Below are 26,204 nucleotides of genomic sequence, written 5' to 3' on the forward strand. Positions count from 1 at the left end.
CGGTGAAATGCTCTAGAGCCGGGTGCGGACCGTCCAGAGCTCCGGAAACAGCACAACCTCCAGCATCTTCTTCAGATAGGAGGCGCCTGAGGTGCCGCCCGTGCCGCGCTTCAAGCCGATGATGCGCTCGACCGTGGTGACGTGGTTGAAGCGCCAGCGGCGGAAGTAATCCTCGAAGTCGACCAGCTTCTCGGCCAGTTCGTAGAGCATCCAGTAGCGCTGCGGGTCGCGGTAGACGGTTTGCCAGGCAGCCAGCACGTCTTCGTTCTCGACGCGCGTCTCGCGCCAGTCCGTGCGCCCGGCATCGGCGCCGATGTCGAAGCCATTGCGCGCCAAAAGCAGAAGCGCCTCGTCGTACAGCGACGGCGTGGCCAGGATCGCTTCCAGCCTGTCCGTAAGATCGGGCCGGTGCTTGTGCGGCCCGAGCATGGCTAGGTTGCGGTTGCCGGCCATGAACTCGATAGCGCGGTACTGCCACGACTGGAAGCCCGAGGATTGGCCGAGCGCGTCGCGAAACTCGGTGTATTCGCTTGGCGTCATCGTGCGCAGCACGTCCCAGGCATTGTTGAGCTGCTCGAAGATGCGCGCGACGCGAGACAGCATCTTGAAGCTCGGTTCGAGGCGGTCGGCGCGGATAGAGCGGATCGCGGCGCCGATCTCGTGCAAAGCGAGCTTCATCCACAATTCCGATGTCTGATGCTGGATGATGAACAGCATCTCGTCATGGGCCGAAGACAGCGGCGCCTGCGCATCGAGCACCTTGTCCAGCTGCAGATAGTCGCTGTAGGACATCCGCTCCTTGAACGACATCTGCGCGCCATCGGACGCCGGATCGTGCGGCTTAATCAATTGCTCTTCTCCGCGCGCAACCGGAAGCGCTGGATCTTGCCGGTCTGGGTTTTGGGCAAGGCGTCGATGAACTTCACCGAACGCGGATATTTGTAGGGCGCGATCGTTGCCTTGACGTGGTCCTGCAGGCGTTTGACGGTCAATGCGTCCGGCGAAACACCTTGCACAAGCACGATATGCGCCTCGACGATCTGGCCGCGTTCACCGTCCTCGGCGCCGGTCACCGCGCATTCGGCGACGTCGGGATGCGAGAGCAGCGCCGCTTCGACCTCGGGGCCGGCGATGTTGTAGCCGGCGCTGACGATCATGTCGTCGGAACGCGCGGCGAAGTGGAAGAAGCCATCCTCGTCCTGCGTGAACGTATCGCCGGTGAGATTCCAGCCATCGCGGACATAGTCCTTTTGCCTGGCATCGGCCATGTAGCGGCAGCCGGTCGGGCCGCGCACCGCCAGCCGGCCAGTAGAGCCGCGCGGCAGCTCCCGCATCTCGTCATCGACGATGCGTGCCTGATAGCCGCCGACGGGTTTGCCGGTGGAGGCCGGCTTCATGTCGTCGAAGCGGTTGGAGATGAAGATATGCAGCATCTCGGTGGCGCCGATCCCATCGAGGATCGGCTTGCCGGTCTTCTCAGTCCATTCCTCGAAGACAGGCGCCGGCAGCGTCTCGCCCGCCGAAACCGCGACGCGCAGCGAGGACAGGTCAGCGCCTTGATCCATGGCCTTGAGCATGGCCCGATAGGCGGTTGGAGCGGTGAAGGAAATGGTCGCTTTGTAGGTCTCGATGATGTGGATCATGTTGGGTGGCGTCGCCTGTTCCAGCAGCGTCGCCGCGGCGCCGAAACGCAGCGGGAAGATGGCGAGCCCGCCAAGACCGAAGGTAAAGGCAAGGGGCGGGGAGCCCACGAAGATGTCGTCGGGCGTCACCTCCAGGATTTCGCGGGCATAGGCGTCGGCGACGATCAGCAGGTCGCGGTGGAAATGCATCGTCGCCTTCGGCACGCCGGTGGTGCCGGAGGTGAAGCCGAGCAGGGCGACATCGTCGCGGCCGGTGTCGACGGCAGTGAAGGTGACCGGCTTGTCGAGGGCGGCGCGGTCGAGTTCCGCGTCATGGTTGGCCGTGCCGTCGAAGCCAATGACCTGCTTGAGATACGCACTGCCCTTGGCGCAGGCGGTCATCTCGTCCATCAGCCTTGTATCGCAAAGCGCAACCGTGATTTCCGCCTTGTCGACGATCTTGGCGAGTTCGCCGGCGCGCAGCATCGGCATGGTGTTGACGACCACCGCGCCAACCTTGGTGGCGGCCAGCCAACAGGCGACCATGGCCGGGTTGTTGGCCGAGCGGATCAGCACCCGGTTGCCCGGCTTGACGCCATAATTCTCGACCAGGGCATGGGCGAGCCTGTTGGTCCAGTCGGACAGTTCCTTGTAGGTGCGGCGGCGGCCATTGCCGATCAGCGCGGTGTGGTCGCCGAACCCTTTTTCGACCAGCCTGTCGGTCAATTCGACGCCGGCATTTATGTGGTCGGGATAGTCGAAGCCGTCGAGCAAAAACTCCGGCCATTGCTCCGGCGGCGGCAGGTTGTCGCGCGTGAATGTGTCGATATGCGCTGATGGCCCAAGCATTTTCGGCTGCCCCTGTCTGCCTCGCGCCCATGGCTGAACAAGGCGCAGGATCGCACCAGTCGAAATTTGTTTCAAGCCTAAAATGTTTTTAGGTCGCAGCATTGACGCCGCCCTGTTCGGCGGCCATTCCTGTCGACTGAACTGAAGCCATCCGGGAGGGATGCAGATGCTCCAACATCGTGTTGCCGATTGGGACAATGCCTACGCCAACGGCGACAACATTGCCGGCAGCAATCGCTGGCCGGCCGCGTGGGACACACCGGCACAGGCTTTTCGCGACACAATGTCGGCGTCCGGTCGGGCCAAGCTCGACATCGCCTATGGCGACAGCCCGCGCAACAGGCTCGATCTGTTCCTTCCCGATGTCATGCCCAAAGGGCTCGTCGTCTTCATCCATGGCGGTTACTGGAAGGCGTTCGACAACAAGCCATGGTCGCATCTGGCCAACGGCGCGGTTGCCAATGGCTTTGCCGTGGCAATGCCGACTTACACGCTTTGTCCCGACACACGCATTTCCGGCATCGTTAGGGAAATCGCGGCGGCGATCGGCAAGGCGGCGACGATGGTCGGCGGGCCGGTGATCCTGACCGGGCATTCCGCCGGCGGCCATCTCGCCTCCAGGATGGTGACGACAACGACACCCCTGGCCGCCGATGTGGCGGGCCGCGTGCGCAATGTCGTCTCGATCTCCGGCGTCCATGACCTGCGGCCAATCATGCGCACCGGGATGAATGGGACACTGGCCATCGATGAAGCGGAAGCACTGGCCGAAAGCCCGGCGCTGCTGCGCCCGATGGATGGCGCACGCATCACCTGCTGGGCCGGCGGCGGTGAGCGGGCGGAGTTCCTGCGCCAGAATGCGCTGCTTGCCAACATCTGGATCGGCCTCGGCGCCACGACCAGCACAGTGGTCGAGCCGGACCGGCATCATTTCAGCATCGTCGACGGGCTTGCCGATCCGACACATCCGCTGACGCGGACATTGCTGGCGGAGTAACAACCAGTCTTGTCTCTTGGAATTAACGGTTTGGATCCGCGACCTTCAGCGCAACATCAGAACGCTGCAAGCGGCGCCTGCTTCTGCCGCCGGAGCGAAGGGCTCGCGCACGATCAGGCCGTTGGCGTCGGCCAGCATTCTCAGCATCGAGGAATCCTGGATGCCGAATGGTGTCGCCACCAATGCGCCGGCTTCTTCCCGGACCACGGCGCGCACATAGTCTTGCCTTAGATCATTGGCCGGCATCGCGGCGCCAAGCTGAGCCTGGCGGATGTCCTGCCGGTGGGGACGGCCGCCGAGCTGCGCCAACAGCGGCTTCAGGAACAATTGCGAGCAGACCAGGCTCGCCACCGGATTGCCGGGCAGGCCGATGCACCTGATATCGCCCAGCCGCCCGAACATCAGCGGCTTGCCCGGGCGCATGGCGAGCTTCCAGAAGTCGAGGTTCATGCCTTCGCCGGTCAGCACGTCATGAACGAGATCATGGTCGCCGACCGAGGCGCCGCCGAGCGTGACGATGACGTCGGCTTTCGCATCGACCGCCTTTTTCACCAGCGCCGCGATCGCTTCCTTGCGATCGGCCGCTATACCGAGATCGAGGGCGCGGGCGCCGACCGACTGCGCCACAGCAGCGACGCCATAGGCGTTGGACGAGATGATCTGGTCGGGGCCAGGTTCGCTGCCCGGTGGCAGCAATTCGTCGCCGGTGGCGATGATGGCGACCAGCGGCCGTTGCACCACGTTCAACCGGGGATGATTGGCCGACGCCGCCAGCGACAATGCAGCCGGATCGAGCACGCGGCCTTTCTCCAGCAGCACGTCGCCTTGGGCAAAATCCAGTCCAAGGCGGCGGATGTTGCGGTTCTTCGCCGTCGGTTCGGTGACCTCGATCCGGCCACCGCCGAGATCGCGAACATTTTCCTGGATGACGATAGTGTCTGCGCCTTCAGGCAGCGGCGCGCCGGTGAAGATGCGCACGGCTTCCGCCTTGCCGACAGCGCCGTCAAAGCCGCGCCCTGCAGGCGCCGTGCCGATCACCGAAAGCCTCGCCGGGAGGGTCGCCACATCCTGCGCCCGTGCGGCATAGCCGTCCATGGCAGATGCATTGAAAGGCGGCTGGGTACGCAGCGCCACGACCGGCTCCGCCAGCACCCGGCCGGCCGCATCCGCCAGCGCGACGCTTTCACCGGGCAACGCCACAGCGCCGTCGAGTAGGCGTTGAAGCGCCTCGGCGACTGGAACCAGCGCCATTTACGAACCCGCCTTGTAGTCGCCGGACTTGCCGCCGGTCTTTTCCACCAGCTTTATACCGGAAATCACCATGGCGCGGTCGACCGCCTTGGCCATGTCGTAAATGGTCAGGCACGCGACAGATGCCGCGGTCAGCGCCTCCATCTCGACCCCGGTCTTGCCGGTGACGCGGGCGAGCGCGGTGACCCTGAGGCCGGGCAGCGTGGTGTCCGGTTCGATGTCGACCGACACCTTGGTCAAAAGCAGCGGATGGCAGAGTGGGATCAGCTCATGCGTTTTCTTGGCAGCCATGATGCCGGCAATGCGCGCGGTACCCAGCACATCGCCCTTCTTGGCGTCGCCGTCGAGGATCATCTTCAGGGTTTCGGCCCGCATCGAGACAAAGCCCTCGGCGACCGCCGTGCGCGTCGTCTCCGCCTTCTCGCCGACATCGACCATGTTGGCCTCGCCCTTGGCGCCGAGATGGGTGAGGGCGGCTGCCATCCTCAGATGGCCTCTGCTTTCGCCTTGCCTGTCAAAAGCAGCCGCGTTGCCGCAGCGACATCCTCTTGCCGCATCAGGCTCTCGCCGACGAGGAAGGTGCTGATGCCGGTCTTTTGCATCCTGAAGCAATCGTCGTGGGTGAAAATTCCGCTCTCGCTGACCAGCAATCGGCCGCCCGGCACCATCGATGCCAGCCGTTCCGAGGTCTCGAGGCTGGTCTCGAATGTTCTGAGATTGCGGTTGTTGATGCCGATCAGCTGCGACGAGAGTTTTACCGCGCGCTGCGTCTCGGCCTCGTCATGCACCTCGATCAGCGCGTCCATGCCGAGTTCGAACGCGGTCGCTTCCAATTCGCTCGCCAAGGCATCATCGACGCTGGCCATGATGATCAGGATGGCATCGGCGCCCCATGCGCGAGCCTCGTAGACCTGGTAAGGGTCGAACAGAAAATCCTTGCGCAGCGCGGGCAGGGATACTGCCTTGCGTGCATTGGTGAGAAATTCCGGCGCGCCCTGGAAGGATGGCGCATCGGTCAGCACCGAAAGACAGGCGGCGCCGCCTTTCTCATAGGCCTGCGCCAGTGCGGGCGGGTCGAAATCGGCACGGATCAAGCCTTTGGATGGGCTTGCCTTTTTGATCTCGGCGATCAGGCCGAAGCTGCCCGATCTGCGCTTCGCCTCAAGTGCCCTCCGAAAGCCACGCGGTGCGTCGGCATCCTTGGCTCGCGCCTTGATCTCGGCCAACGGTATCCGCGCCTTCGCCGCCGCGATCTCGTCGCGCTTGTAGGCCTCGATCTTGCGCAGAATGTCAGCCACGGCTCATCCGTTCGAAATCTCGACCAGCCTGTCGAGCACGCCCAGCGCCCGGCCGCTGTCGATGGCCTGTGTGGCCGCGGCCATGCCGTCGGCAAGCGTCGTCGCCTTGCCGGCCACCACCATGCCGGCGCCGGCGTTCATCAGCACCGTATCGCGATAGGCCCCGGCAGCACCTCTCAGCATGTCGCGCAACGCCGTGGCATTGTAGGCGGCGTCGCCGCCGCGCAACTCGTCCTTGGTGTGGCGCTGCAGGCCGACGGCTTCCGGGGTGAGCGTGAAATGGCGGATCTCGCCGCCGGCCAGTTCCGCCACCTGCGTTTCGCCGGTGGTGGTGATTTCGTCATAGCCGTCGCCATGGACCACCCAGGCATGCTCGGTGCCCAAAGCCTTCAATGTCTCGGCCACCGGCACGATCCATTCCGGCAGGAACACGCCGACCATCTGCCTGCTGACGCCGGCCGGATTGGACAGCGGTCCGAGCAGGTTGAAGATGGTGCGCGTGCCGAGCTCGACGCGGGTCGGGCCGACATGCTTCATCGCCGGGTGGTGCGCCGGCGCGAACATGAAGCCGACGCCGGCCTCCTGGATGCAGCGGCCGATCACCTCTGGCGGGATATCGATCTTGACGCCGAGCGCGACCAGCACGTCGGCAGCGCCCGTCAGCGACGACAGGCCGCGATTGCCGTGCTTGGCGACCGGCACGCCGCAGCCGGCAATGACGAAGGCCGAAGCGGTCGAGATGTTGACTGAATGCGAATTGTCGCCGCCCGTGCCGACAATGTCGATGGCGCCCTCAGGAGCTTCGACGCGCAGCATCTTGGCACGCATGGTGGCGACGGCGCCGGAAATCTCGCTCACGGTCTCCCCGCGCACGCGCAACGCCATCAGGAAGCCGCCGATCTGGCCCGGCGTCGCGTCGCCAGACATGATGATGTCGAAAGCTTCGCGCGCTTCCTCGAAGGTAAGCCCGGTTCCCGTGGCGACCTTGGCGATATGGGTCTTCAGGGCGCTCATTGGGCCAAGACGTTCATTGGGCTAAGGCCATTCATTGGGCGAGGGCTTGGGAAACGGCGGCCTGGTCGACGCTGACGGCGTACTGCGTCTGCAACTGCGCCACCAGCTGGTCGAGCAGATCGTCGGACATGCCTTGCGTGAAGGATTTTTGCGCATCGTCGGGTACCGAGCTGGCGTCGGCTCCGGCCGGCTCGAACACTTCGGCGACCTTGAACAGGATCTGGCCGTCGCCGGTGGGCGAGGGGATCAGCCCGGTGCCGCCTTCGCCGACGCCGAACATCGCAGCAGCACCCTCCTTGCCGAAATCGACATCGTCGGCCTCGCGCTTCACGCCGCGCTTGGTCTGCTTTTCAAGCTTCAGTTCGCCGGCGATGACGTCGAGTGTGGTGCCAGCCTTGAGGCGCTTGTCGAGTTCGTCTGCTTTCGCGGTCAGCCGCTTGGTCGTTTCCTCTGTCGTCCAGTCCGCCACCACGCGCTGGCGGACTTCGTCCAGCGTGCGGTCGCGAGCCGGCGTGATCGATGTCAGTTCATAGAACACGAAGCCGTTGTTAGGGGTGGTCAGGGCTTGATTCTCGGTGTTGGGCTCGGCCTCGAACACCGCCTTGATGAGGTCCGGCGATGCCGGCAGGTCCTTGATGATGGTGCCGTCCGGCTTGAGGCCGGTGCGGTCTATGGCCTCGACGGTAACGTCCTTGAGCTTGAGTTTGGCGGCGGCTTCGGCCAGCGTGCTGCCGGCGGCGCGGGTGTCTTCGTAATTGTCGTGCACGTCGAGCAGGATGCGGCTTGCTTCGCCAAGCGCCAGATCCTTGCGGATCTGGTCTGACACTTCGGCCAGCGGCTTCACCGTTTCCGGTTTGATCTCGGTAACGCGCAAAAGCACCGGACCGAACGCGCCCTGGACGACCGGGCTGACTTCGTTGACGGCAAGCGCGAATGCGGCATCGGCGACCGCCTTGTCGGTGATCTTATCCTTGGAGAGCGTGCCGAGCAGCGTGTCGGCCGGGGTCTTGCCCTGCGCGGTGACGATCTTGTCGAAAGTGGCGCCCGTCTTCAGCGAATCGGATGCCGCCTTGGCGGCGTCCGCGGAAGGAAACACCAGCTGTTCGATGGTGCGCATTTCCGGCTTGGTGTAGCGGCCCTTGTTCTTGTTGTAGTCGTCGCTGACCTGCTGGTCCGTTACGGCGCTGACATCCATGATGTCTTCGGGCTCGAGCCGGACATAGGAGAATTTGCGGTATTCTGGCGCCGCGTAGGTTTTCTTGTTGGCCTCGAAATAAGCCTGAAGCACGCTGTCGGATGGCGCCTCGATCGGCTCCACCAACGCCTTTGGCAAGATCAGATAGTCGATGGTGCGGTCTTCGCCGCGATAGAGCGCAACTGCCTTGAAGAAGGTATCCGGAGCCTTGAGCCCGTCCGAAACCGCTTCGACGATCTGCTGGCGCACCGCCACCTGAGCCCGGTTCTTCAGATAATCCTCCGGCCGCATTCCCAGTTCGCGCAGGCGGGATTCGAACAGCCGGCGGTCGAACTGGCCATTCGGGCCCTGGAAGGCGGGTTCCTGCCGCGTCAGTTCGGCCAGCCTGTCCTTGGAGAAGCCAAGCCCGAGCTTGCGCGCCTGTTCGTCGAGGACGGCGCCGGACACCAACTGAGCCAGCACCTGGTTGTCGATGCCATAGGCCTTGGCCTGGTCGCGGCTGATGCGCTGGCCGATCTGCTGTTGCAGCATGGCGATCTGGCGATCGTAGGCGAGGCGGTATTCGGTGATCGACACGGTGGTGCTGCCGGCGGTGATCACCGCATGATGGCCAGCCAGGAAGCCGCCCGTCATCCGCGTGGTGACGCCCCAGGCAAGGAAACTCAACACCAGCAGCGACAGCAGGGCTTTCGCGACCCAGGTCCCTGCCGCGCTTCTCAATATACCAAGCATTGTTACTTCCGATTTTTGCGCAGTTTTGCGTGCGCCCGAGTCTGAAACAAGCGCAATAGCGCCCTTCCGGCTCACTGTCGATTGCTTTGTGGCCTGATTTTGATAGGGAGGGCGAGACCCCAATGTCGCCCGGAGAACCAGATCCCCATGACGCCAGGAATTCGACCGCTCGTTGCCGGCAACTGGAAAATGAACGGCACCAGCGCTTCGCTGAACGAGCTCAGGATGATCGGCAACGGCTTCATGAGCGGGCTCGACGCAGAGACCGAAGCATTGGTCTGCGTGCCGGCGACCTTGCTGTCGCGCGCCGTCGAAATCCTGTCGCGCACGCCGGTGCGGGCCGGTGGCGAGGACTGCCACATCAAGGAAAGCGGCGCCTTCACCGGCTGTGTCTCAGCCGAGATGCTGAAGGATGCGGGCGCCAGCCACGTCATTGTCGGCCATTCCGAGTGCCGCGAACAGCGCAGCGAGGACGATGCCATCGTCCTCGCCAAGGCCTCGGCGGCGTGGCGGGCAGGGCTCGTCGCCATCATCTGCATCGGCGAGACCAAGGCCGAGCGCGAAGCGGGCACAGCACTCGACGTGTTATCGCGCCAGGTCGCCGGCTCGGTGCCACCGAGCGCAACGCCCGCCAACACCGTTATCGCCTACGAGCCGGTATGGGCTATCGGCACCGGCCTGACGCCGACCGCCGAAGACGTGGCGGAGGCGCACGCGCATATCCGCCAAAAACTGGCGGAAGCGCTCGGCGCAGCCGTGGCCGGCAAGATGCGCATCCTCTATGGCGGCTCGGTCAAGGCGTCCAACGCTGTCGAACTGCTAGGCGTCAAAAACGTCGATGGCGCGCTGGTTGGCGGCGCCAGCCTGAAGGCGTCCGACTTTCTCGCCATCGCCGAGGCATACCAGAATATCTCGTAGGCCCCGGAATTTCGTTGCCGACCAGTTCGGTCATAGACTTATGAACGCAGCAGTTCGGCGGAAATCGTTGCAAAGGGCGCATTGCTTCCCATATTCCGGCCACGGGCTTGGAAATGCCGTTAAAGCATTGTATGGAGCCGCCTCCAAATCACCGGCCCTGATCGCCAGGGAGCGGCAGGGCTTGCCAGGATAAAATATGGAAACCGTACTGATCGTCATCCACCTCATGGTCGTGCTCGCCCTTGTCGGCGTGGTGCTGCTGCAACGCTCCGAAGGCGGTGGTCTCGGCATTGGCGGCGGTTCCGGTTTCATGACCGCGCGTGGCGCCGCCAATGCGCTGACGCGGGCGACGGCGATCCTGGCCGCGGCCTTCTTCGTGACGTCGCTGACACTCTCGATCGTTGCCCGCTATGGCGAAAAACCGATCGACATTCTCGACCGCGTGCCGGCCGACAGCGGCAACGGCGTGCTCAATCAGTTGCCCGGCACGACGGCGCCGACGCCGCCTTCGGGCAACACCGCACCGGCCGCGCCCGCGGCCAACGGCGCCGCCACCACGCCGCCCGCCACCACGGCCCCGGCGACGGCTCCATCTCCGGCGACGCCACCTGCAACCGATTCGGCTACGCCGCCGGCTACCAATGGCGTTACCTTGCCGGTGACACCGCAGGTTCCGAACCAGTAGTCGGTAGCGTCAGATGCCGCGATCTGTTGTTGTTTCAACACAGTCGCGGCAAATGGCACACGATCACGAAGATTCGACCGCACCCCGTGCTTGAGGCCCGTACGCCACTTCGATTATAGATTGCCGGCGGCACTTTCTGCGCCCTTGGGGGGCGCCGGGCGACGCCGTGGGCAACAAGCATTGAACGATCGGATCTTCGCCATGCAGCTTCGCAGCTTCATTTTCATGGGGTTTTGTGCCGTATTCGGCATGAGCTCCGCGGTCTTCGCCGGCACTCCGGCAATGACCTCACCGCAGGCGGTTGGCAAAACCGCTGTCATCAACGTCGCCGCCAAGAGCGATGCGACGCAGCTGAAGCTTCTCAAGAAGAAGAAAAACCCGAGCCCGGATGATCTGGCTCAGATCAGCAAGCTCGAAGACAAGATCGCCGCCGAGAGGGATCTCGCCCGCGTCAAGGCGCTCGAGGCCCGCAAGCTGGCGATGCGCGATGCGGCGAAAGCCAGGGCCGATGCCCAGCGCCAGGCGTTCCTGGCAAGCAAGGGCAAGCCGGTGGTAGTTGCCGACGCCAAGCCAGGCAAGAAGACCACCAAGATCATCGCTCCGGTTGACCCGATCGCGCCGGTCGAGCCGATCGAATCGGCCGAACCGCTTCCGGCCGAAGCGATGAATATCGCGCTGACCGGCAACAATGGCGAATTGCGCAGCGAGGCCCCGGGCCAGAAGCCGACGAGTGGCGGACTGTTCGCCGGCCTGTTCGGCGGCACGTCCTCTGCCTCGTCGATTGCCTATCTCCCCGAGACGCGCGCGCTCGACCAGGCTCTCGCCAAGCGGCAAGCCAAGAAACAGTTCAAGGTGAAGCCGGAATTCGTGCCGCAGGACGTCGAATTCAGCGGCTACGAGCCGGGTACGATCGTCATCGATACCAGCGCGCGCCGCCTCTACCTCGTCGAATCGGCTTTCACCGCCCGCCGCTATGCGATCGCGGTCGGCCGCGAAGGCCTGCAGTTCAAGGGCAAGGTTGCCGTTGGCGACAAGCAGGAATGGCCGCGCTGGATCCCGACGCTCGACATGCAGAAGCGCGAACCCAAGCATTATGGCCAGTACAAGGACGGCATGCCCGGCGGCGGCCAGAACCCGCTCGGCGCCCGCGCCATCTATCTCTACGACGGCAAGAAGGACACGCATCTGCGCATCCACGGCACCATCGCGCCGCAGTCGATCGGAACCAGTGCTTCCAATGGCTGCTTCCGCATGATCAACGAGCACGTCATGGACCTCTATAGCCGCGTCAGGGTCGGCACCAAGGTCGTCATCATCTGACGTTTTCACAAACCTGCCGAAGGGCCGGCTTTTGCCGGCCCTTTTGTTTTGACCAAAACACCAGTCTCGAACCTCGGGACTATCGCGCCTTCTCTGGAAAAAGCCTCAGCGGCGGTTTTTTCTCTGGCGGAATCAATTCGGCCGCGTTAAGCGATGACTCCCATGGCGCGATATGTATTCATCACAGGCGGCGTGGTTTCCTCACTTGGAAAAGGCATCGCTGCAGCGGCCCTTGGGGCTCTCTTGCAGGCGCGAGGCTATCGCGCACGCATCAAAAAGCTCGATCCCTATCTCAATGTCGATCCCGGAACGATGTCGCCTTACCAGCATGGCGAGGTTTTCGTCACCGATGACGGCGCCGAGACCGATCTCGATCTTGGCCATTACGAGCGCTTCACCGGCCGCTCGGCCAACCAGCAGGACAACATCACCACCGGCCGCATCTACAAGAACATCATCGAACGCGAACGGCGCGGCGACTATCTCGGCGCCACCGTGCAGGTCATTCCGCACGTCACCGACGAGATCAAGAATTTCGTGCTCGACGGCAATGACGACTATGATTTCGTGCTGTGCGAGATCGGCGGCACGGTCGGCGATATCGAGGCGATGCCGTTCCTCGAGGCGATCCGCCAGCTCGGCAACGATCTGCCGCGCAACAACGCCGTCTATGTCCACCTGACCTTGATGCCTTACATCCCGACGGCCGGCGAGTTGAAGACCAAGCCGACCCAGCATTCGGTCAAGGAACTGCGCGGCATCGGCATTGCGCCCGATATCCTGCTGGTCCGCGCCGACCGCGCTATCCCCAAGGAAGAGCGCAGAAAACTGTCGCTGTTCTGCAATGTGCGCGAGAGCGCCGTCATCCAGGCGCTCGACGTGCCCCACATCTATGACGTGCCGATGGCTTACCACAAGGAAGGGCTCGATTCGGAAGTGCTGGCCGCCTTCGGTATCGATCCGGCGCCGAAGCCGCGCATGGAGCCCTGGCAGGCCGTGTCCAACCGCATCCACAATCCGGAAGGCGAGGTAACGATCGCCATTGTCGGCAAATACACCGGCCTCAAGGATGCCTACAAATCGCTGATCGAGGCTTTGTCGCATGGCGGCATGGCCAACCGCGTCAAGGTCAAGCTCGACTGGATCGAGAGCGAGATTTTCGAGAAGGAAGACCCGACGCCGTGGCTGGAAAAGGTGCATGGCATCCTGGTGCCCGGCGGCTTCGGCGAGCGCGGCTCGGAAGGCAAGATCCTGGCGGCGAAATTCGCCCGCGAGCGCAAGGTGCCGTATTTCGGCATCTGCTTCGGCATGCAGATGGCCTGCATCGAGGCAGCGCGCTCGCTGGCCGGCGTCGAACACGCCTCGTCGACCGAATTCGGTCCGACCGACGAGCCGGTCGTCGGCCTGATGACCGAATGGCTGAAAGGCAACATGCTGGAGAAGCGCCGCGAAACGGGCGATCTCGGCGGCACCATGCGGCTTGGCGCCTATCAGGCTGAACTCGCCAAGGGTTCGAAGATCGCCGACATCTATGGCGACACCCAGATTTCCGAGCGCCATCGCCACCGCTACGAGGTCAATATCGACTACAAGGAGCGGCTAGAAGATTGCGGCCTGGTGTTTGCCGGCATGTCGCCCGACGGTGTGCTGCCGGAAACCGTCGAATATCCCGACCATCCCTGGTTTATCGGCGTCCAGTATCACCCGGAGCTGAAGAGCCGGCCGCTGGAGCCGCATCCCCTGTTCGCCAGCTTCATCTCGGCCGCGGTGGACCAGTCGCGGCTGGTATAAGCAGGCCGCGTTGCCATGCAAACCTATGTTGCGCTGCTCTACAGCATTATCCTCGGCGAAGGCCGCCGGGTCGTCATGGCCGACCTCAAGGCGATGGCTGAACAGCTTGGGCTGAAGAACCCGCGCACCCTGGTGGCGACCGGCAATCTGGTCTTCGAGACACGGGCGACTGGTATCGCCAAGCTGGAACAGCAGTTGGAAACGGCCTTCGAAAAAACCTTCGGCCGCAATGTCGTCATCATCGTGCGCACTGCCGAGGATTGGCTGAAACTTGCCGCCGGCAACCCATTCCCGGCCGACTCTGCCGAGGCAGGCGATCAGGTGGCCGTGCGGGTGATGCGCGAGCCAGCGCCAGCGGATGGTGTGGCCGCGCTCCAGGCCCATGCCGCCGAGGACGAGAGGGTGGCTTCGGTCGACGGCGACATCTGGGTCGTCTTTTCGCGCCAGCGGCCAAGCTCGCGGCTGCTCGCTGCCATGAACCACAAGCGCATGGGCATCGGCACCGCACGCAACTGGAACACGGTGCGGAGGTTGGCTGAGATGGTGGAGTAGGGAGTAGGGAGTAGGGAGTAGGGGTATTATTCCCTACTGACTACTGACTACTGACTACTGACTACTCCCTATCCCTCAATTTCACGCCTTCGCCGTCCTGGCCCCTGCGCCAAGGGCGGCGGTGCGAAGGACGTAGTAGATGACCCCTGCAATGCCGACGCCGAAAAACCAGCCATAAACGCCCCACCATGCCGGCAGCAAATTGGTGAAGTTCGGCAGGACCGAGGAGAAGATGGCGCCGATGCCGGCTGCTATGAAGGCGTTGACGTGCCAGCCGCCCTGGAAGCGGAACTCGCCATCTTCGCGGTACAGTGCCTCGACGTCGACCTCGCCCTTCCGGATCAGATAGTAGTCGACCATCATCACCCCGAAGATCGGCCCCATCGTCGCGCCGATGACGTTGACGAAAGATGCGGCACTGCCTTCCCACGGCGCGAAGGGATAGAGCACCAGCGCGATAACAGCTGCGATATAGCCGCCCTTCTTGAAGTCGATCTGCCGGGGAAAGACATTGGAGAAGTCGAAGGCCGGCGAGACGAAGTTTGCCACCACATTGATGCCGAGCGTCGCCACGGCAAAAGTCAGGGCTGCAAGCGCTGCCAGGAACCAGCTGTCGAATTTCGCCGAGATCTGGTCGGGATGCAGAAGCACTTCGCCATACACGTCGAAGGCAGCGATGGTGGTCACGCCGGCGACCAGCGAGAACAGGATGAGATTGATCGGCAGGCCCCAGATGTTGCCCTTGCGCAGCGATGCCTTGTCTGGGGCATAGCGGGCGAAATCGCAGAAATTGAGATAGAGCGCTGAGAAATAGGTGACCCAGATCGCCGCCACCGCAAACAGCGACGTCCAGGAGCCAGGGGTTCCGGGTACGCCGGCATCCTTTGTCTTGTCGAGCAGCACATCCATCGGGATGTCGCTGGTGAAGGCAAATCTCCCGGATTTTACACAGAGATAGATCGCCAGGATCAACATCATCACCCACACCGCCGGTCCGGCCCAATCCTGGAAGCGGCGCACCGTTTCCATGCCGTTCTGGATGATCAGCAATTGCAGTGCCCAGATGACCACAAAACAGATCACTTCCAGACCCGTGTGGCCGAGGAAATGCGTGTTGGCGTTGAAATCGGCGAACCATTGCGAGCGGATCAGCAACGCCACGATCGCGCCCGATGCCGCCGCCGTCTGCGCGCCGTACCAGAAGCAGGCGACGATGGCGCGCACCAGGGCCGGAATGTTGGCGCCCCAGATGCCGAAGGAGGCGCGCGCCAGCACGGGGTAGGGCACGCCGGTCTTCACGCCGGCATAGCCGACCATGTTCATCAGCGCGTAGATGATCAGCGAACCGATGCCGATGGCGATGATGAAATTGACGAAGCCGCCGCAAAACAGGAACAGGCTTGCGGCGAGATAATAGCCCCAGAGGCTGTGGACGTCCGACGTCCAGACGTTGAAGATCGAGAACGGCCCCCAGTTTCGGACTTTGGCCGGAGCCAGATCCTCATTGTATAGATCAGGTGATGCGCCTTGTATGGTCACTGCGATGTCCTCCCCTTGATGCCGCACGCGCCCTCACGCGTCGACTGCGCAGGTTATGCCTGACGCCGGGGAACCGGCAAGCAATCCATTTGCCGGCTTTGGCCTTAAAGATATTCAATGAGAACAGCGCTTATCGATCGGCTTTTGGCGAAGGTCGGCGCAAACGCGGCGTATCTTGATTCGATCCGCAGGCGGCAGCGATCAGGACGCTTTGCGGTTGAGAGCCGGTGATGCGTCGAAATTGGCGGCAAGCCAAGCTATCGCGCAGGTGACATCATCGAGCCTGTATTGGGCCACGGTCGGCCCACGCGGCTTGACCCGGATCGAGATGCCGCCGGCCTCGTTGATCGCCTCGAAACCGTTTTCGTCGGCGGTGTCGTCGCCGAGAAAGACCGGCCGCCGTCCGGCAAAGGGCGGGATTGCCATGAAACGCCGCACGGCAGCGCCCTTGGCCGCTTCGAGCGGCATGAGTTCGACGCCGGCGTTGCCCGGGATAACCCGATAGCCCTTGGGAAGCTCGGTCAATGCCTGTTCGGCAAGATGCGTTGCCCTGGCCAGCAGATGCGGCGCCGCACGCGTATGGATGGCGAGGATCGGACCCTTGCGCTCGATATGAACAAGGCCGTCATCCAGTTCGGCCTCGATGGCGTCGGCAAGGGCAGCGATATCGGCGGGAGCATCGGCGGTAACGACCGGGCCGTCCGGCGTCAGCCGGTGTTCCAGCCCATAGAGACCGGCAACACGCAGCTTCAACGGATGAAACAGGCGGTCGGCGCCTTCGACCGAGCGGCCGGTGATAAAGGCGACAGCGCCGTCCAGCCGTTCATCGACGACGCCGAGGAGGTTGCGCAGTTCGTCGCTTACGGACACGGCGTCGGGGTGCGCCGCGTGCTCCAGCAACGTGCCGTCGATATCGAGGAAAAGCGCCCATTGTCCTTCCGGCAGGTCGGGTGCGGTTGGCAGGCCCGGTGCTTTTGACAGGCTATTCATGACGCCACCTTCCGCATGCGGTCGAACAGCGAGACGATGTTGGTGTCGGTGTTTGCGGGCCGCTCGGCGACACTTGTCGCTCTTTCGAGGTCGCCGCGTTTGCGCAGGCGCGCCGCATCGAGCAGCATGCTGCCGGCCCAGCGAAAGACATTGTTGTCGCGCACTATTTCGCGCATCGGGCGCATGCGCTCGCGTTGTTCGTCCGGTGACATGGTTAGCGCCTGCAGCAGCACCTGGCTCATCATCGCCGCGTCGTAAGGATTGACGATCAGTGCTTCCAGCAGTTCGCGCGACGCGCCGGCAAACGTGCTGAGCAACAGCACGCCCTGTTCGTCGTCACGCGCGGCGACGAATTCCTTGGCTACGAGGTTCATGCCGTCATGCAGGCTGGTGACCATGCAGATGTCGGCGGCGCGATAGATCTCATAGACCTGTTGCTGCGAATGGTGCTCAGCCACCATGACCACGGGCTTGTAGCCGTCATGACCGTAGCGCTGGTTGAGCTCGTTGGCATAACGCAGGCATTCATCGTGCAATTGCTGGTAGGCCGGCAACGTGCCGCGGCTTGGGGCAGCAATCTGCAGGAACACTACCTTGCCGATCCACTCGGGGTGGCGCGTAAACAATTCGTCCAGCGCATGGAAGCGGTCGAGGATGCCCTTGGTGTAGTCCAGGCGCTCGACGCCGACGCACAGCTTGACGTCCGCCGACAGGCCGAACCGCTCACGCAGGCGGGCGCGGCTTTCCTCGACCGGTGGCAGTTTCGCCAGGAGTTCGGCCGGCCATTCGATGGAGATGGGATAGGCGTGCACCAGGGTCGTCCGCCCGCCATACGAGATCGCGGCGTCGGCGCGCTCGATGCGGCTTTCCAGGAACCGGTCTACGCTTTCAGTGAAATTATTGGCATGAAACTGGGTGTGAAAGCCGATGATCGAGCTCCCGAGCAGTCCATCAAGAACGCGTTCGCGCCATGGGCAGATGCTGAACACTTCGGAGTTCGGCCACGGGATGTGCCAGAAGGTGATGATGATCGCCTCCGGCAGGCGCTCGCGGATCATGCGCGGCAGGAGCGCGAAATGGTAATCCTGAACCAGCACGATCGGCCGCTCATTGCGCGCCTCGGCAACCACCATATCGGCGAATTTGCGGTTGACGACCTCATAGGCCTCCCAGTCCGAGGCACGGAAGACCGGCCGGGTGAAGGCGATATGGCAGAGCGGCCAAAGCCCTTCATTGGCAAAGCCGAGATAGTAGCCCTGATATTCGTCGTCGCTCAGCCACACGCGGCGCAGCGTATAGGACGGATTGTCCGGCGGCACCTGAACCCGATCGTTGCTATCGACCGTCAGACGATCCGCCGTTCCGCCGCCATAGGCGATCCAGGTGCCGCTGCAGGCGCGGGTGATAGGCTCAAGCGCCGACACCAGGCCGCTGGCCGGCACCAGAAGCTCGACGCCGTCGTCCTTGATGTTGTGGATATAGGGTTCTCGGTTCGAGACGACGATGACCTGCGCGTCCGGCAGGTCGTCGGCAAGTATCTTGCGCAAGGTGTCGGGCGACCAGTTCACCAGCGCCGCGTCGGGAGATTGTCCATTCTTCTCGAACTCCCGCAAAACCTTGCGCGTCGCTTCCGATGCGACGTCCTCGCCGGCAGTCGGTGCAACCGTCAAGCTATGGCTACGACGTTGCCTGGAGATCGATAACAGAACGGCTAGAATCGAAAGGCCAAGGCTTGCAAGGATCAAGACCCAGAGCAGGGCCATGCCATAATCAGTCATTCCAATTCCAACTCAATTTTGGCCGTCAGGGCCTTTTTCTTCATGGTTCCATTTGAGTGTTCGCAGCCGACGATCGCCCGTGAGAACCTGTGTTTTTTGCAACGCACAAACCCTGGGATCGGTTCCCGTTGAAAGCCGTTCCGATCATGTCCGCACGATCAGCGGAACCAGCCCCTCATGGCGGTCGGCGAGAAAGGCGACGACGCGGTCGCCGACGCGCTGAAAGGTAAGATCGACCCTCTTTTCGCCGACACCCAGATGCCTGAGCGTCAGCGTATCGATGCCGATCGGCAAACGGGGTCGAGTGACGTGGATTTCGCCGTTCCAGCCGTCGATTTCCAGACCGAGGCACGCCTGCATCAGCATGAAGGCCGAGCCTGCCGACCACGCTTGCGGCAGGCAGGCGACGGGGTAGGCGATCGGCGCTTCGCCCGGCGAGCGGGTGAAACCGCAGAACAGTTCCGGCAGTCGCATGTTGAAATGCACTGCCGATTCGAACGTACCGCTCATCAGCCGCACCACGCTGTCACGCTCGCCGAACCGCGCCAGGCCGGCGCCGCACATCGCCGTGTCATGCGGCCAGATGGAACCATTGTGGTACGACATCGGGTTGAACAGCACAGCATCGTCGGAAAGCGTTCGCACCCCCCAGCCGGAGTGGAAGGAGGCCGAAAGCAACTGGTCGGCGACCATCTTAGCCCGCGCCGGTTCGGGCAGGCCGACATAGAGCAGGTGTCCGGCATTCGAGGTGCGCACCTTGCACGGCTCTCCGGCGCCGTCGATCGCCAGCGCATAGAAGCCGAGATCGTCCAGCCAGAAATCACGCTCGACGGCGATCCGCATCTCTTCGGCGCGATTTTCCCAGTGCTCGGCCTGCGCGAACTCGCCCCGGCGGCGGGCGAGAGCGGCAAGGCCCCTGAAGGCGGCGAAGACATAACCCTGCACTTCGACCAGCGCGATCGGCCCCTTGGGAATGCGCCCGTCGGCGTGGAAGACGGAGTCGAAGCTGTCCTTCCAGCCCTGGTTCGCAAGGCCGGATTCGGCAGCGCGCTGATAGGTGACGAAGCCGGTTGCGCGGCTCGCCTCTTCCGTCCACTTGGCGGCGGCGCAGAGAGACGGCCACAGGCTGGCGATGAAGTCCATGTCGCCGGTGCGTTCGGCATAGGCGCAGGCGAGGTGGATGTAGAGCGGCGTGGTATCGACGCCGCCATAGTAGCGGCCGAAAGGCAGTTCCTGCAGCGCCACCATCTCGCCCTTGCGCGTCTCGTGCATGATCTTGCCGGGCTGCGAGTCGCTGAAAGGCGATGTCTCGGTCGCTTGGTGCTGGGCGAGGAAGGCAAGCACGCCGCGCGCCAGGCCGGGGTTGAGCCATAGCATCTGCAGCGCCGAGATGACGCCGTCACGGCCGAAGGCCGTCGAAAACCAGGGGATGCCGGCATAGGGGTAAGGGCCGGTCGACAACTCGGTGGTCAGCAAGGCGACATCCGCGCGGGCGCGTTCGACCCAATCGTTGAAGACGCGACCCGAACTGTGCACCGTCGCGCCATGGCGGCGCTTGGCCCGCATGCCGAAACGGGCGCGCGCCGCGGCCGCCCGGAAGCGGTCGCGGTCGGGCGTTTCGGTCAGTTCCGCGCCGACCTCGACGTAAAGCATCTTGCTGCTGCGCTTGGTCACTGCGATGAGGAAATCCGCGCGCTCGGCGCTCAACTGGTCTGGCGGCTGCGAGAACGAGATCGCCGACACCCGCGCCAGCCCGTCCAGTCCGTCATAGCGCAGCAGCACCGAGGCAGGCTCGATCTCCGCTGCATGCGCCATTCCGCGCTTCGGTCGGGTCGAACCGCGGACCTCGAACATGTCCCGGAAATCGGCGGCAAAATGCAGCGAGACGCGGATTGCCGAATGCTCCTGGCTGTAGTTGGAAAGGGTGATGCGCTCGAACAGCCGGTCCTGCCACAACAGCCTGACGCGCTCGATATGGATGGCGCCCTGCGGGATGTCGCGGCCACCGACGCTTTGCATCGGCAAATTGGTCATATTGCTGGTGAACAGCACATTGTCCTGGCTGAGGGAGGCGCCGAGCAGCGATGTCTGCCGGCCGCCGACGGTGAGCCTGAACTCCGACAGCACCCGGGTGTCGTCACGGAAGAAACCGTCGCCCGCACCCCTGATATCGCCGTAGGCATCGGCCACGGCAAAACAGTCGCCTTGCTTTAGGGCAAACAGCCGGTGCGGCTCGCGCGGCGCGGTTTCGTCCAGGGAGGCAAGGGCCACGGCAGGGTCGAGCTTGCGCTCGTCAAGTTCGGTCATCAGTCACAAATCTCTGTTTCGGGCTCGGAACGTCCGCCGTCGTTCACGACGCTTTCGATTCAGCCGGGGCGCCGATGAGACGCGCATAGGCAGTGAGATAGTCGCGCGCCATCCTGTTGGCGGAGAACCGACTTTCGAAGACGGCGCGCACCTTTCGCCGGTCGAGTTGCAGCAAGGCCGGCACCGCGGCGACCGCGGCGTCGAGAGAATCGACGACAAATCCGGTAACGCCATGGTCGATGACTTCCGGCAACGCACCGCAGTTCCAGCCGATGGTTGGCGTACCGCACGCCATCGCCTCGATCGCGGCAAGGCCGAACGGCTCGGGCCAGTCTATCGGAAACAGCAGACCAGCGGCATTGCCGAGGAATTCAGTCTTCTCACTCTCGGCGATCTCGCCGACATAGTCGATGCGGTCGCCATCGATCAACGGCTCGATCGTCTCATGGAAATAGGCGCGATCATCGTCGCCGATCTTGGCCGCCAGCTTGAGTTTCATGCCCGAGCGCAAGGCGATGTCGATGGCCCGGTCCGGCCGCTTGTCGCGCGAAAGCCGGCCGAGAAAGGCGAGGTATGGTTCGCCTGCCGCCGTCTCGAAGGTCGGCTGATAGAGACCCGTCGGCAGCCCGTGATGGATGGTGGCCAGCCAATTGGCATTCGCAAGCCCGGTCTTCTGGCTATGCGAGATCGAGATCAGCGGAAAGCGCGGAAAACGCTCATAGGCTGGCGCCAGATCGACATAATCGAGCCGGCCATGAGGCGTCGTCACCGTCTTGTCCGGCATGGTCTCGAAGAACGAGAAATGCAGGAGATGGCTGAGGTGAAAATGAATGATATCAAAGTCGTGGGCTCGGTTCCTCACATCGGCAAGCATCGCAAGATGCGCCGCCGTGTCCGATTTCAGCGGGCGCGGATCGAGGCGTAGCGCGCGTTCGCGACCTGGTATCAGTCTGGCCGACGTCCGGCTGTCGCCGCTGGCGAACAGCGTCACCTCATGGCCGAGTTCGACCAGCCCTTCGGTCAGATAGGAAACGATGCGCTCGGTGCCGCCATAGAGAAGGGGTGGCACCGATTCGTGCAAAGGGGCGACATGGGCTATGCGCATGGTTTGAACGTGTCCCTCAAGGCAATCACGAGAGCGAAATGCATCAGCCGGCCTAACGTTCCGGACAAAAGCGGGCGTCGGCAACCCAAGCCTACCAGCGCAGATTTTTTTGCAATAAGCGGAACAAACGCGCCATCCGCGAATTTAGTAGGGTTGGTTCGCGCTGCGGCCGACCAGGGAGAGAACAAAATGGACCGCTTGCATTTCTTTACGCCCGTGCGCATTGCGCGCGGGCAGGGACACCCCGTCGAGGAAGTCGATAGCGTTGCCGAAGCGATGGTCTTTTTGCAGAAATGGCCATTGGGACGGCGTGGGCCTGTGTATCAGTGCGCCGTGAATTGCTGCTCCGCGGCCCTGTCGGGCAGAATGTCGGCCGAAGCAGCCAGGAAGGCGTTTACGGGCTTTGCCCGCATCACCCGGCTGCTCGATGATGACATGGCCCTGCCGATGGGCGGCGAAAGCATGGCGGAAGTCCACGCGCTGAGGCGCTAGGCGCCGGTCCAGCCATTTGGCTATTGAACACCCGGGCTTTGGCGGCGCGGGCATCATCTTTTCCGCACCGGAGTATTCCGGCGCGGCCCTTCACCTCATGGGCCACACTGTGCTTTCATGCGGCGTTTCGCATGACCGGTGGGTGACGACCATCCACAGGCGGCCCGAACGTGGAGGGGTAGACAATGCCGAGACTGATCCTGGGAACACTCGGCGCTATCGTCATCGCCCTCATCTGGGCGGTCTTTGCCAGTTTGATGGGCGCGCCATCGATCGTGATCACGGTCGGCGCGGTCGCCATTGGGGCCGGCGTCTACACCTACGTCGACCGACGCTCGACTTGACGCGTCCCCGGTCTGCCGCGCGCTCGACCAATTGCACGCCGGTGTTTGACGCGCGCGGCAGCCGCGGCGGGCATTCTTCAAGGATGAGCTTGCTGGCCGCATAGAGAGCCAAGGCGCAGACAGGGCGCCACACGTCGGACCGGGCTCCGCGAGAACTTGGGAGAGATCGTCAAAGATCTTTCAATCCGGCCAATGTAGATCGAAACGGCGAATCTGTGGATTTCCGGTGGAACATCGTCGCCTCGAAACACTTCGGGCGTTGCACTGCCCCATCAGTGCACGTTCCCTTGTTCTGTTGGAACTGGCCGGCTGCCGAAAGGTGGCCGGCTTTTTTGTATATAAGCGGAACCTGAAATTACGGGGCTTGTTCTGCATGCGGCAGCGAGCCCCTCGCTGCTGGTCGAGGGCCGTAACCCTTGGCCGGGCCCGCATCGCTCCGCCAGTGGTGCGGGCCCACGGCCTCCGGTTTTTCCGGGCGTCTCGACTCGCTGATCCTCACCCTGGTCCGGCTAATGCATGTCACTCAAAAAAAGGCTCGGTTGTGAGACAATGACATGCACACGCGGCGCGCTTTAGCACAATCATTCACAAAGCCGTGGGTTCAACTGTTGCTACCCTTCTTGGCTGGATTGTGCGAATGATGACTGTCCTTTTCACCGCCACCCCCTGAAACTCGGCTTTTGGATCGACGGTCTTCATCCGCCGGGGGCTTGTTGATCTGTAAGGGTTTTCTGGCGTTCTCGTGCGATGCGCCTGGCCCGCCCTGCCGGATCGTGTTCGGGTGTTTCTTCGATGTGGACATGATCACCGATCCTGCTGACGGCCCTGATGAGTGGTGTTGACCTTGGTGTTGGCTTGCTGCCCTTGGCGCTCCGGATCCGGCGCTCCGTGAGTGCCGTGCTGGGCATCATCGTGGCTAATCTGTCGCCCTTCTCCTCGACCCTTCTGGCTCTGGTTCTCAGGCGGCACGGGCGGCATTTTGCTCGACATCTGCATCTCCTTGGTTGGTCTCGTGACTCCAAACCGTGATCGTGGGGGGAAGTTCCGTCTGCTTCGTCAGCACCTGTGATTTCGGTGCCGACGGAATCTGACTCCCAACGCGGATTTCAACGAACGGCAGGGCCTGCGTTGCTTGTCGAGGACAGGCAATCTCTGGGCAGGCCCGCGTCGCCCCGCCAGTGATGCGGGCCTGCAATATAAACCTCAAGACTGGGCTGCTATCGCAGTTTATTGCGAGCTTCCGGCGACTTGCGTAGCGGGCTTCAGTGGCTTTCAGGAGAGCAGCGTGTTGTATCCGGTCGATTTCGAGCGACCGAAATACAGTGCTTGACCACGTTGCTGACATGATCGGTGATGGTGTCGCGCCTGGATCGCGGCAGCAGCCTCAGGTCCGCTCTCCCTGCAGCTGATGGCAGCTAAAACGACGTCAAAAGACCTAAGTCTCTTTGATCGCCCTCGCTGCTCGCACGAGCGATGACCAGTCAGCTCCCATGGCTGCGACAAGGTCTCGAGCATCTTCGTCTGATATTCCGGTACGGTCTACGAGCTTCCGTGCCAGCAATTCGAATGCCAATTCTATGATCGTCATAGCTCAGCCCTTACGAGAGTACCCGTGACGATAGCTTGCAAATGGGTCTTCCGCATTTGCACATGTTAAGCGACCATCACGAATGTCTCAGGTACCGCAGAATGTCTGCAGGACGCGCTCATCCGGGCGTGGCGGCTCAGCATAGCGTTCCATTCCCGGCTGCTCATCGAAGGGACGGCTGACGACCGTCAAGATCTCCTCGAACGGTGTGAAGTCGCCGCCCAACGCCGCCTGGATCATCGCCTCGATGCGATGATTGCGGGGGATGAATTTGGGATTGACGGATTGCATGGCTGCCCGGCGCGTGGCCGTGTCGGCTGCTTCGCTTGCAATGCGCTGGCGCCACCGCGCCGACCAGGCATCGAATGAGCCTGGATCCTTAAACAACTGCCGCGCCGTGCCTTGGCCGTCCGCAGCGTCGAGGTCATCGCCCAGGCGCCGGAAGCCGAGCGTAAAATCCGCTTCGCCGCGAGCCAGCACATCCAGAAAGTCGGCAGCGAGCTGCAAGTCGCCTTCCGCTTCGGTCAGCAGTCCGAGTTTTCTGCGGAAGCCGCGCTGCAACACAGCCTCATAGGAGGCCTGGAACGACCTCAGCACCTCTTCCGCTTCAGACACTGCTTCATTCTCGTCCGTGCTCATGAGCGGCAGCAGGGTCTCGGCAAAGCGCGCAAGGTTCCATGTGGCGACACGAGGCTGGTTGGCATAGGCATAGCGACCGGCGCGGTCTATCGAACTGAACACCGCGCTGGGGTCGTAAGCGTCCATGAAGGCGCATGGGCCATAGTCGATCGTCTCGCCCGAGATCGACATGTTGTCGGTGTTCATGACGCCATGGATGAAGCCGACCAGCATCCAGCGCGCCACCAGGTCCGCCTGTGCGGCGACAACGGCCTCCAGCAAAGCCCGGTACGGCCGTGCTTCCCCCGCCAGCTGTGGGAAGTGACGCTGAATGGCATAGTCGGCCAGTATCTTGAGCGCCTCGGTGTCGTGGCGCGCGGCGAAATATTGGAACGTGCCGATCCTGATATGGCTTGCCGCCACCCGTGTCAGGACGGCGCCGGGCAGCCGGACCTCGCGATAGACCGGGTCGCCGGTGAGCACCGCCGCAAGGCTTCGCGTCGTCGGAATGCCGAGCGCCCCCATCGCTTCGCTGACGACATATTCGCGCAGGACAGGGCCGAGTGCGGCGCGGCCGTCGCCGTTGCGCGAGAACCGCGTTGGTCCCGATCCTTTCAGCTGGATGTCACGGCGAACGCCGTTGACGTCCACCACTTCGCCAAGCAGCAGGGCGCGCCCGTCGCCAAGCTGAGGCACGAAGTTTCCGAACTGGTGGCCCGCATAGGCCAGGGCGATTGCTTGCAACCCTTCCGGAAATCTGTTGCCGGCAAGCATCGCCACTCCATCCGGGCTGGTAAGCTGGTCGGCATCGAGCCCGAGTTCCTCCGCGAGGGGCCGGTTGAACCGGATCAGCCGCGGTTCGGACACCGGCTTCGGATCTGTTTGCGCGAAGAAGCGCTCCGGCAATTGCGCATAGCTGTTGCTCAGGGCGGGAAGCCCCGTCTGAATGACCGGGGGTTGTTCAGCAGTCGCAGGTGACGTCATGACGAGCTGTCTCTGAAGAGGAGGGGTTCAACAGATCCCGTTTCGAGGAGCCTGTGTTCATTTGTTCATATAGGGACGCAACGTCGTTGGTGCCATCCGGATCCATCAGGCCGGCACCGGATACAAGCTGGGAACCACCCGCCTCAACTATCGAGGTTCGGGCTGCCGTGGGACGACGGGCCGTGGCGGAATCCAGAGCTGACGCCCGCATCGCCACTGTCTCCGAACTGAGCAC

The 26,204-nt window shown here is 63.0% G+C and carries 23 protein-coding genes; 8 read left to right on the plus strand and 15 right to left on the minus strand.

Annotated features, from left to right (window positions below):
- Nucleotides 1-12: 12 nt before the first annotated feature.
- Both kynA and NKJ88_RS12730 read right to left on the minus strand, forming a co-directional pair.
- Nucleotides 13-849 carry a tryptophan 2,3-dioxygenase gene (gene kynA / locus NKJ88_RS12725; protein ID WP_023748414.1) on the minus strand — a complete coding sequence of 279 codons (837 nt, stop codon included), beginning with the start codon at nucleotides 847-849 and terminating at the stop codon, nucleotides 13-15.
- Nucleotides 846-2,471, minus strand: coding sequence for an AMP-binding protein (locus NKJ88_RS12730; RefSeq protein WP_352444194.1), 1,626 nt, complete (start codon nucleotides 2,469-2,471; stop codon nucleotides 846-848). Before NKJ88_RS12730 ends, kynA begins: the two co-directional genes overlap by 4 nt.
- Before the next feature lie 166 nt (nucleotides 2,472-2,637).
- Between NKJ88_RS12730 and NKJ88_RS12735 the strand changes: the two genes are divergently transcribed.
- Nucleotides 2,638-3,468: a hormone-sensitive lipase gene (locus NKJ88_RS12735; RefSeq protein ID WP_352444196.1), complete on the plus strand. Its 831-nt coding sequence runs from the start codon at nucleotides 2,638-2,640 to the stop codon at nucleotides 3,466-3,468.
- A 45-nt stretch (nucleotides 3,469-3,513) separates the two neighbouring features.
- On the opposite strand, the gene NKJ88_RS12740 is transcribed toward NKJ88_RS12735, so the two are convergent.
- Genes NKJ88_RS12740 through NKJ88_RS12760 form a run of 5 tightly spaced genes read right to left on the minus strand, consistent with a single transcriptional unit; the run spans nucleotide 3,514 to nucleotide 8,958 of the window.
- Nucleotides 3,514-4,719: a molybdopterin molybdotransferase MoeA gene (locus NKJ88_RS12740; RefSeq protein ID WP_023806111.1), complete on the minus strand. Its 1,206-nt coding sequence runs from the start codon at nucleotides 4,717-4,719 to the stop codon at nucleotides 3,514-3,516.
- Nucleotides 4,720-5,202 carry a cyclic pyranopterin monophosphate synthase MoaC gene (gene moaC / locus NKJ88_RS12745; RefSeq protein WP_023684710.1) on the minus strand — a complete coding sequence of 161 codons (483 nt, stop codon included), beginning with the start codon at nucleotides 5,200-5,202 and terminating at the stop codon, nucleotides 4,720-4,722.
- Between the two features lie 2 nt (nucleotides 5,203-5,204).
- Entirely contained in the window at nucleotides 5,205-6,017 is an 813-nt protein-coding gene (gene trpC, locus NKJ88_RS12750; protein WP_023684711.1) for an indole-3-glycerol phosphate synthase TrpC, read from the minus strand.
- Between the two features lie 3 nt (nucleotides 6,018-6,020).
- Nucleotides 6,021-7,031 (minus strand): anthranilate phosphoribosyltransferase, encoded by a 1,011-nt coding sequence (trpD, locus tag NKJ88_RS12755; protein ID WP_023712346.1) that lies wholly within the window; start codon nucleotides 7,029-7,031, stop codon nucleotides 6,021-6,023.
- A gap of 31 nt (nucleotides 7,032-7,062) precedes the next feature.
- Entirely contained in the window at nucleotides 7,063-8,958 is a 1,896-nt protein-coding gene (locus NKJ88_RS12760; protein ID WP_352444199.1) for a peptidylprolyl isomerase, read from the minus strand.
- Between the two features lie 147 nt (nucleotides 8,959-9,105).
- Between NKJ88_RS12760 and tpiA the strand changes: the two genes are divergently transcribed.
- The 5 genes from tpiA to NKJ88_RS12785 all read left to right on the plus strand — a co-directional run bounded on the left by tpiA (nucleotide 9,106) and on the right by NKJ88_RS12785 (nucleotide 14,224).
- On the plus strand, nucleotides 9,106-9,876 hold the full coding sequence (gene tpiA, locus NKJ88_RS12765; protein WP_023688559.1) for a triose-phosphate isomerase: 771 nt from the start codon (nucleotides 9,106-9,108) through the stop codon (nucleotides 9,874-9,876).
- 196 nt (nucleotides 9,877-10,072) lie between these two features.
- Entirely contained in the window at nucleotides 10,073-10,561 is a 489-nt protein-coding gene (gene secG, locus NKJ88_RS12770; RefSeq protein ID WP_023693455.1) for a preprotein translocase subunit SecG, read from the plus strand.
- 201 nt (nucleotides 10,562-10,762) lie between these two features.
- Nucleotides 10,763-11,881 (plus strand): L,D-transpeptidase, encoded by a 1,119-nt coding sequence (locus NKJ88_RS12775; RefSeq protein ID WP_352444201.1) that lies wholly within the window; start codon nucleotides 10,763-10,765, stop codon nucleotides 11,879-11,881.
- Nucleotides 11,882-12,034: 153 nt separating this feature from the next.
- Nucleotides 12,035-13,672 (plus strand): CTP synthase, encoded by a 1,638-nt coding sequence (gene pyrG / locus NKJ88_RS12780; RefSeq protein ID WP_081725397.1) that lies wholly within the window; start codon nucleotides 12,035-12,037, stop codon nucleotides 13,670-13,672.
- Between the two features lie 15 nt (nucleotides 13,673-13,687).
- Complete coding sequence (locus tag NKJ88_RS12785; RefSeq protein WP_352444203.1) at nucleotides 13,688-14,224, plus strand: DUF1697 domain-containing protein; 537 nt, start codon at nucleotides 13,688-13,690, stop codon at nucleotides 14,222-14,224.
- An 81-nt stretch (nucleotides 14,225-14,305) separates the two neighbouring features.
- Here the strand turns inward: NKJ88_RS12785 and NKJ88_RS12790 are convergent, their stop codons facing one another.
- The 5 genes from NKJ88_RS12790 to NKJ88_RS12810 all read right to left on the minus strand — a co-directional run bounded on the left by NKJ88_RS12790 (nucleotide 14,306) and on the right by NKJ88_RS12810 (nucleotide 21,943).
- Nucleotides 14,306-15,763 (minus strand): NCS1 family nucleobase:cation symporter-1, encoded by a 1,458-nt coding sequence (locus NKJ88_RS12790; RefSeq protein ID WP_023688556.1) that lies wholly within the window; start codon nucleotides 15,761-15,763, stop codon nucleotides 14,306-14,308.
- Nucleotides 15,764-15,964: 201 nt separating this feature from the next.
- Nucleotides 15,965-16,753 (minus strand): trehalose-phosphatase, encoded by a 789-nt coding sequence (gene otsB / locus NKJ88_RS12795; RefSeq protein WP_023672690.1) that lies wholly within the window; start codon nucleotides 16,751-16,753, stop codon nucleotides 15,965-15,967.
- A complete protein-coding gene (locus tag NKJ88_RS12800; RefSeq protein WP_023707492.1) occupies nucleotides 16,750-18,531 on the minus strand; it encodes an alpha,alpha-trehalose-phosphate synthase (UDP-forming) in 1,782 nt (593 codons plus the stop codon). Before NKJ88_RS12800 ends, otsB begins: the two co-directional genes overlap by 4 nt.
- Before the next feature lie 144 nt (nucleotides 18,532-18,675).
- Nucleotides 18,676-20,838: an amylo-alpha-1,6-glucosidase gene (locus NKJ88_RS12805; protein WP_023688553.1), complete on the minus strand. Its 2,163-nt coding sequence runs from the start codon at nucleotides 20,836-20,838 to the stop codon at nucleotides 18,676-18,678.
- Nucleotides 20,839-20,881: 43 nt separating this feature from the next.
- Nucleotides 20,882-21,943 carry a glycosyltransferase family 4 protein gene (locus tag NKJ88_RS12810; protein WP_023738733.1) on the minus strand — a complete coding sequence of 354 codons (1,062 nt, stop codon included), beginning with the start codon at nucleotides 21,941-21,943 and terminating at the stop codon, nucleotides 20,882-20,884.
- Nucleotides 21,944-22,132: 189 nt separating this feature from the next.
- On the opposite strand from NKJ88_RS12810, the gene NKJ88_RS12815 reads away from it, so the two are divergent.
- Nucleotides 22,133-22,435, plus strand: coding sequence for a DUF982 domain-containing protein (locus NKJ88_RS12815; protein ID WP_023688551.1), 303 nt, complete (start codon nucleotides 22,133-22,135; stop codon nucleotides 22,433-22,435).
- A gap of 185 nt (nucleotides 22,436-22,620) precedes the next feature.
- Nucleotides 22,621-22,779 carry a hypothetical protein gene (locus NKJ88_RS12820; protein ID WP_023672685.1) on the plus strand — a complete coding sequence of 53 codons (159 nt, stop codon included), beginning with the start codon at nucleotides 22,621-22,623 and terminating at the stop codon, nucleotides 22,777-22,779.
- A 601-nt stretch (nucleotides 22,780-23,380) separates the two neighbouring features.
- On the opposite strand, the gene NKJ88_RS12825 is transcribed toward NKJ88_RS12820, so the two are convergent.
- From NKJ88_RS12825 to NKJ88_RS12835, 3 genes are all read right to left on the minus strand, one after another.
- Complete coding sequence (locus tag NKJ88_RS12825) at nucleotides 23,381-23,581, minus strand: hypothetical protein (RefSeq protein ID WP_081726098.1); 201 nt, start codon at nucleotides 23,579-23,581, stop codon at nucleotides 23,381-23,383.
- A gap of 2 nt (nucleotides 23,582-23,583) precedes the next feature.
- Nucleotides 23,584-23,769, minus strand: coding sequence for a hypothetical protein (locus NKJ88_RS12830; RefSeq protein ID WP_023682450.1), 186 nt, complete (start codon nucleotides 23,767-23,769; stop codon nucleotides 23,584-23,586).
- Nucleotides 23,770-24,454: 685 nt separating this feature from the next.
- Nucleotides 24,455-25,969, minus strand: a complete 1,515-nt coding sequence (locus tag NKJ88_RS12835; protein ID WP_023824880.1) for a protein adenylyltransferase SelO — start codon at nucleotides 25,967-25,969, stop codon at nucleotides 24,455-24,457.
- Nucleotides 25,970-26,204: the final 235 nt, after the last annotated feature.

Source organism: Mesorhizobium sp. M0016 (assembly GCF_040324035.1).
Lineage (GTDB): Bacteria > Pseudomonadota > Alphaproteobacteria > Rhizobiales > Rhizobiaceae > Mesorhizobium.

Excerpts from the sequence above, each read along its gene's own strand:
- NKJ88_RS12730 (WP_352444194.1), bottom strand. The coding sequence starts at position 2,471 with ATGCTTGGGCCATCAGCGCATATCGACACATTCACGCGCGACAACCTG.
- NKJ88_RS12735 (WP_352444196.1), top strand. The coding sequence starts at position 2,638 with ATGCTCCAACATCGTGTTGCCGATTGGGACAATGCCTACGCCAACGGC.
- NKJ88_RS12740 (WP_023806111.1), bottom strand. The coding sequence starts at position 4,719 with ATGGCGCTGGTTCCAGTCGCCGAGGCGCTTCAACGCCTACTCGACGGC.
- moaC (WP_023684710.1), bottom strand. The coding sequence starts at position 5,202 with ATGGCAGCCGCCCTCACCCATCTCGGCGCCAAGGGCGAGGCCAACATG.
- trpD (WP_023712346.1), bottom strand. The coding sequence starts at position 7,031 with ATGAGCGCCCTGAAGACCCATATCGCCAAGGTCGCCACGGGAACCGGG.
- NKJ88_RS12760 (WP_352444199.1), bottom strand. The coding sequence starts at position 8,958 with ATGCTTGGTATATTGAGAAGCGCGGCAGGGACCTGGGTCGCGAAAGCC.
- tpiA (WP_023688559.1), top strand. The coding sequence starts at position 9,106 with ATGACGCCAGGAATTCGACCGCTCGTTGCCGGCAACTGGAAAATGAAC.
- secG (WP_023693455.1), top strand. The coding sequence starts at position 10,073 with ATGGAAACCGTACTGATCGTCATCCACCTCATGGTCGTGCTCGCCCTT.
- NKJ88_RS12775 (WP_352444201.1), top strand. The coding sequence starts at position 10,763 with ATGCAGCTTCGCAGCTTCATTTTCATGGGGTTTTGTGCCGTATTCGGC.
- pyrG (WP_081725397.1), top strand. The coding sequence starts at position 12,035 with ATGACTCCCATGGCGCGATATGTATTCATCACAGGCGGCGTGGTTTCC.
- NKJ88_RS12785 (WP_352444203.1), top strand. The coding sequence starts at position 13,688 with ATGCAAACCTATGTTGCGCTGCTCTACAGCATTATCCTCGGCGAAGGC.
- otsB (WP_023672690.1), bottom strand. The coding sequence starts at position 16,753 with ATGAATAGCCTGTCAAAAGCACCGGGCCTGCCAACCGCACCCGACCTG.
- NKJ88_RS12800 (WP_023707492.1), bottom strand. The coding sequence starts at position 18,531 with ATGACTGATTATGGCATGGCCCTGCTCTGGGTCTTGATCCTTGCAAGC.
- NKJ88_RS12805 (WP_023688553.1), bottom strand. The coding sequence starts at position 20,838 with ATGACCGAACTTGACGAGCGCAAGCTCGACCCTGCCGTGGCCCTTGCC.
- NKJ88_RS12810 (WP_023738733.1), bottom strand. The coding sequence starts at position 21,943 with ATGCGCATAGCCCATGTCGCCCCTTTGCACGAATCGGTGCCACCCCTT.
- NKJ88_RS12815 (WP_023688551.1), top strand. The coding sequence starts at position 22,133 with ATGGACCGCTTGCATTTCTTTACGCCCGTGCGCATTGCGCGCGGGCAG.
- NKJ88_RS12820 (WP_023672685.1), top strand. The coding sequence starts at position 22,621 with ATGCCGAGACTGATCCTGGGAACACTCGGCGCTATCGTCATCGCCCTC.
- NKJ88_RS12825 (WP_081726098.1), bottom strand. The coding sequence starts at position 23,581 with ATGTCCACATCGAAGAAACACCCGAACACGATCCGGCAGGGCGGGCCA.
- NKJ88_RS12830 (WP_023682450.1), bottom strand. The coding sequence starts at position 23,769 with ATGTCGAGCAAAATGCCGCCCGTGCCGCCTGAGAACCAGAGCCAGAAG.
- NKJ88_RS12835 (WP_023824880.1), bottom strand. The coding sequence starts at position 25,969 with ATGACGTCACCTGCGACTGCTGAACAACCCCCGGTCATTCAGACGGGG.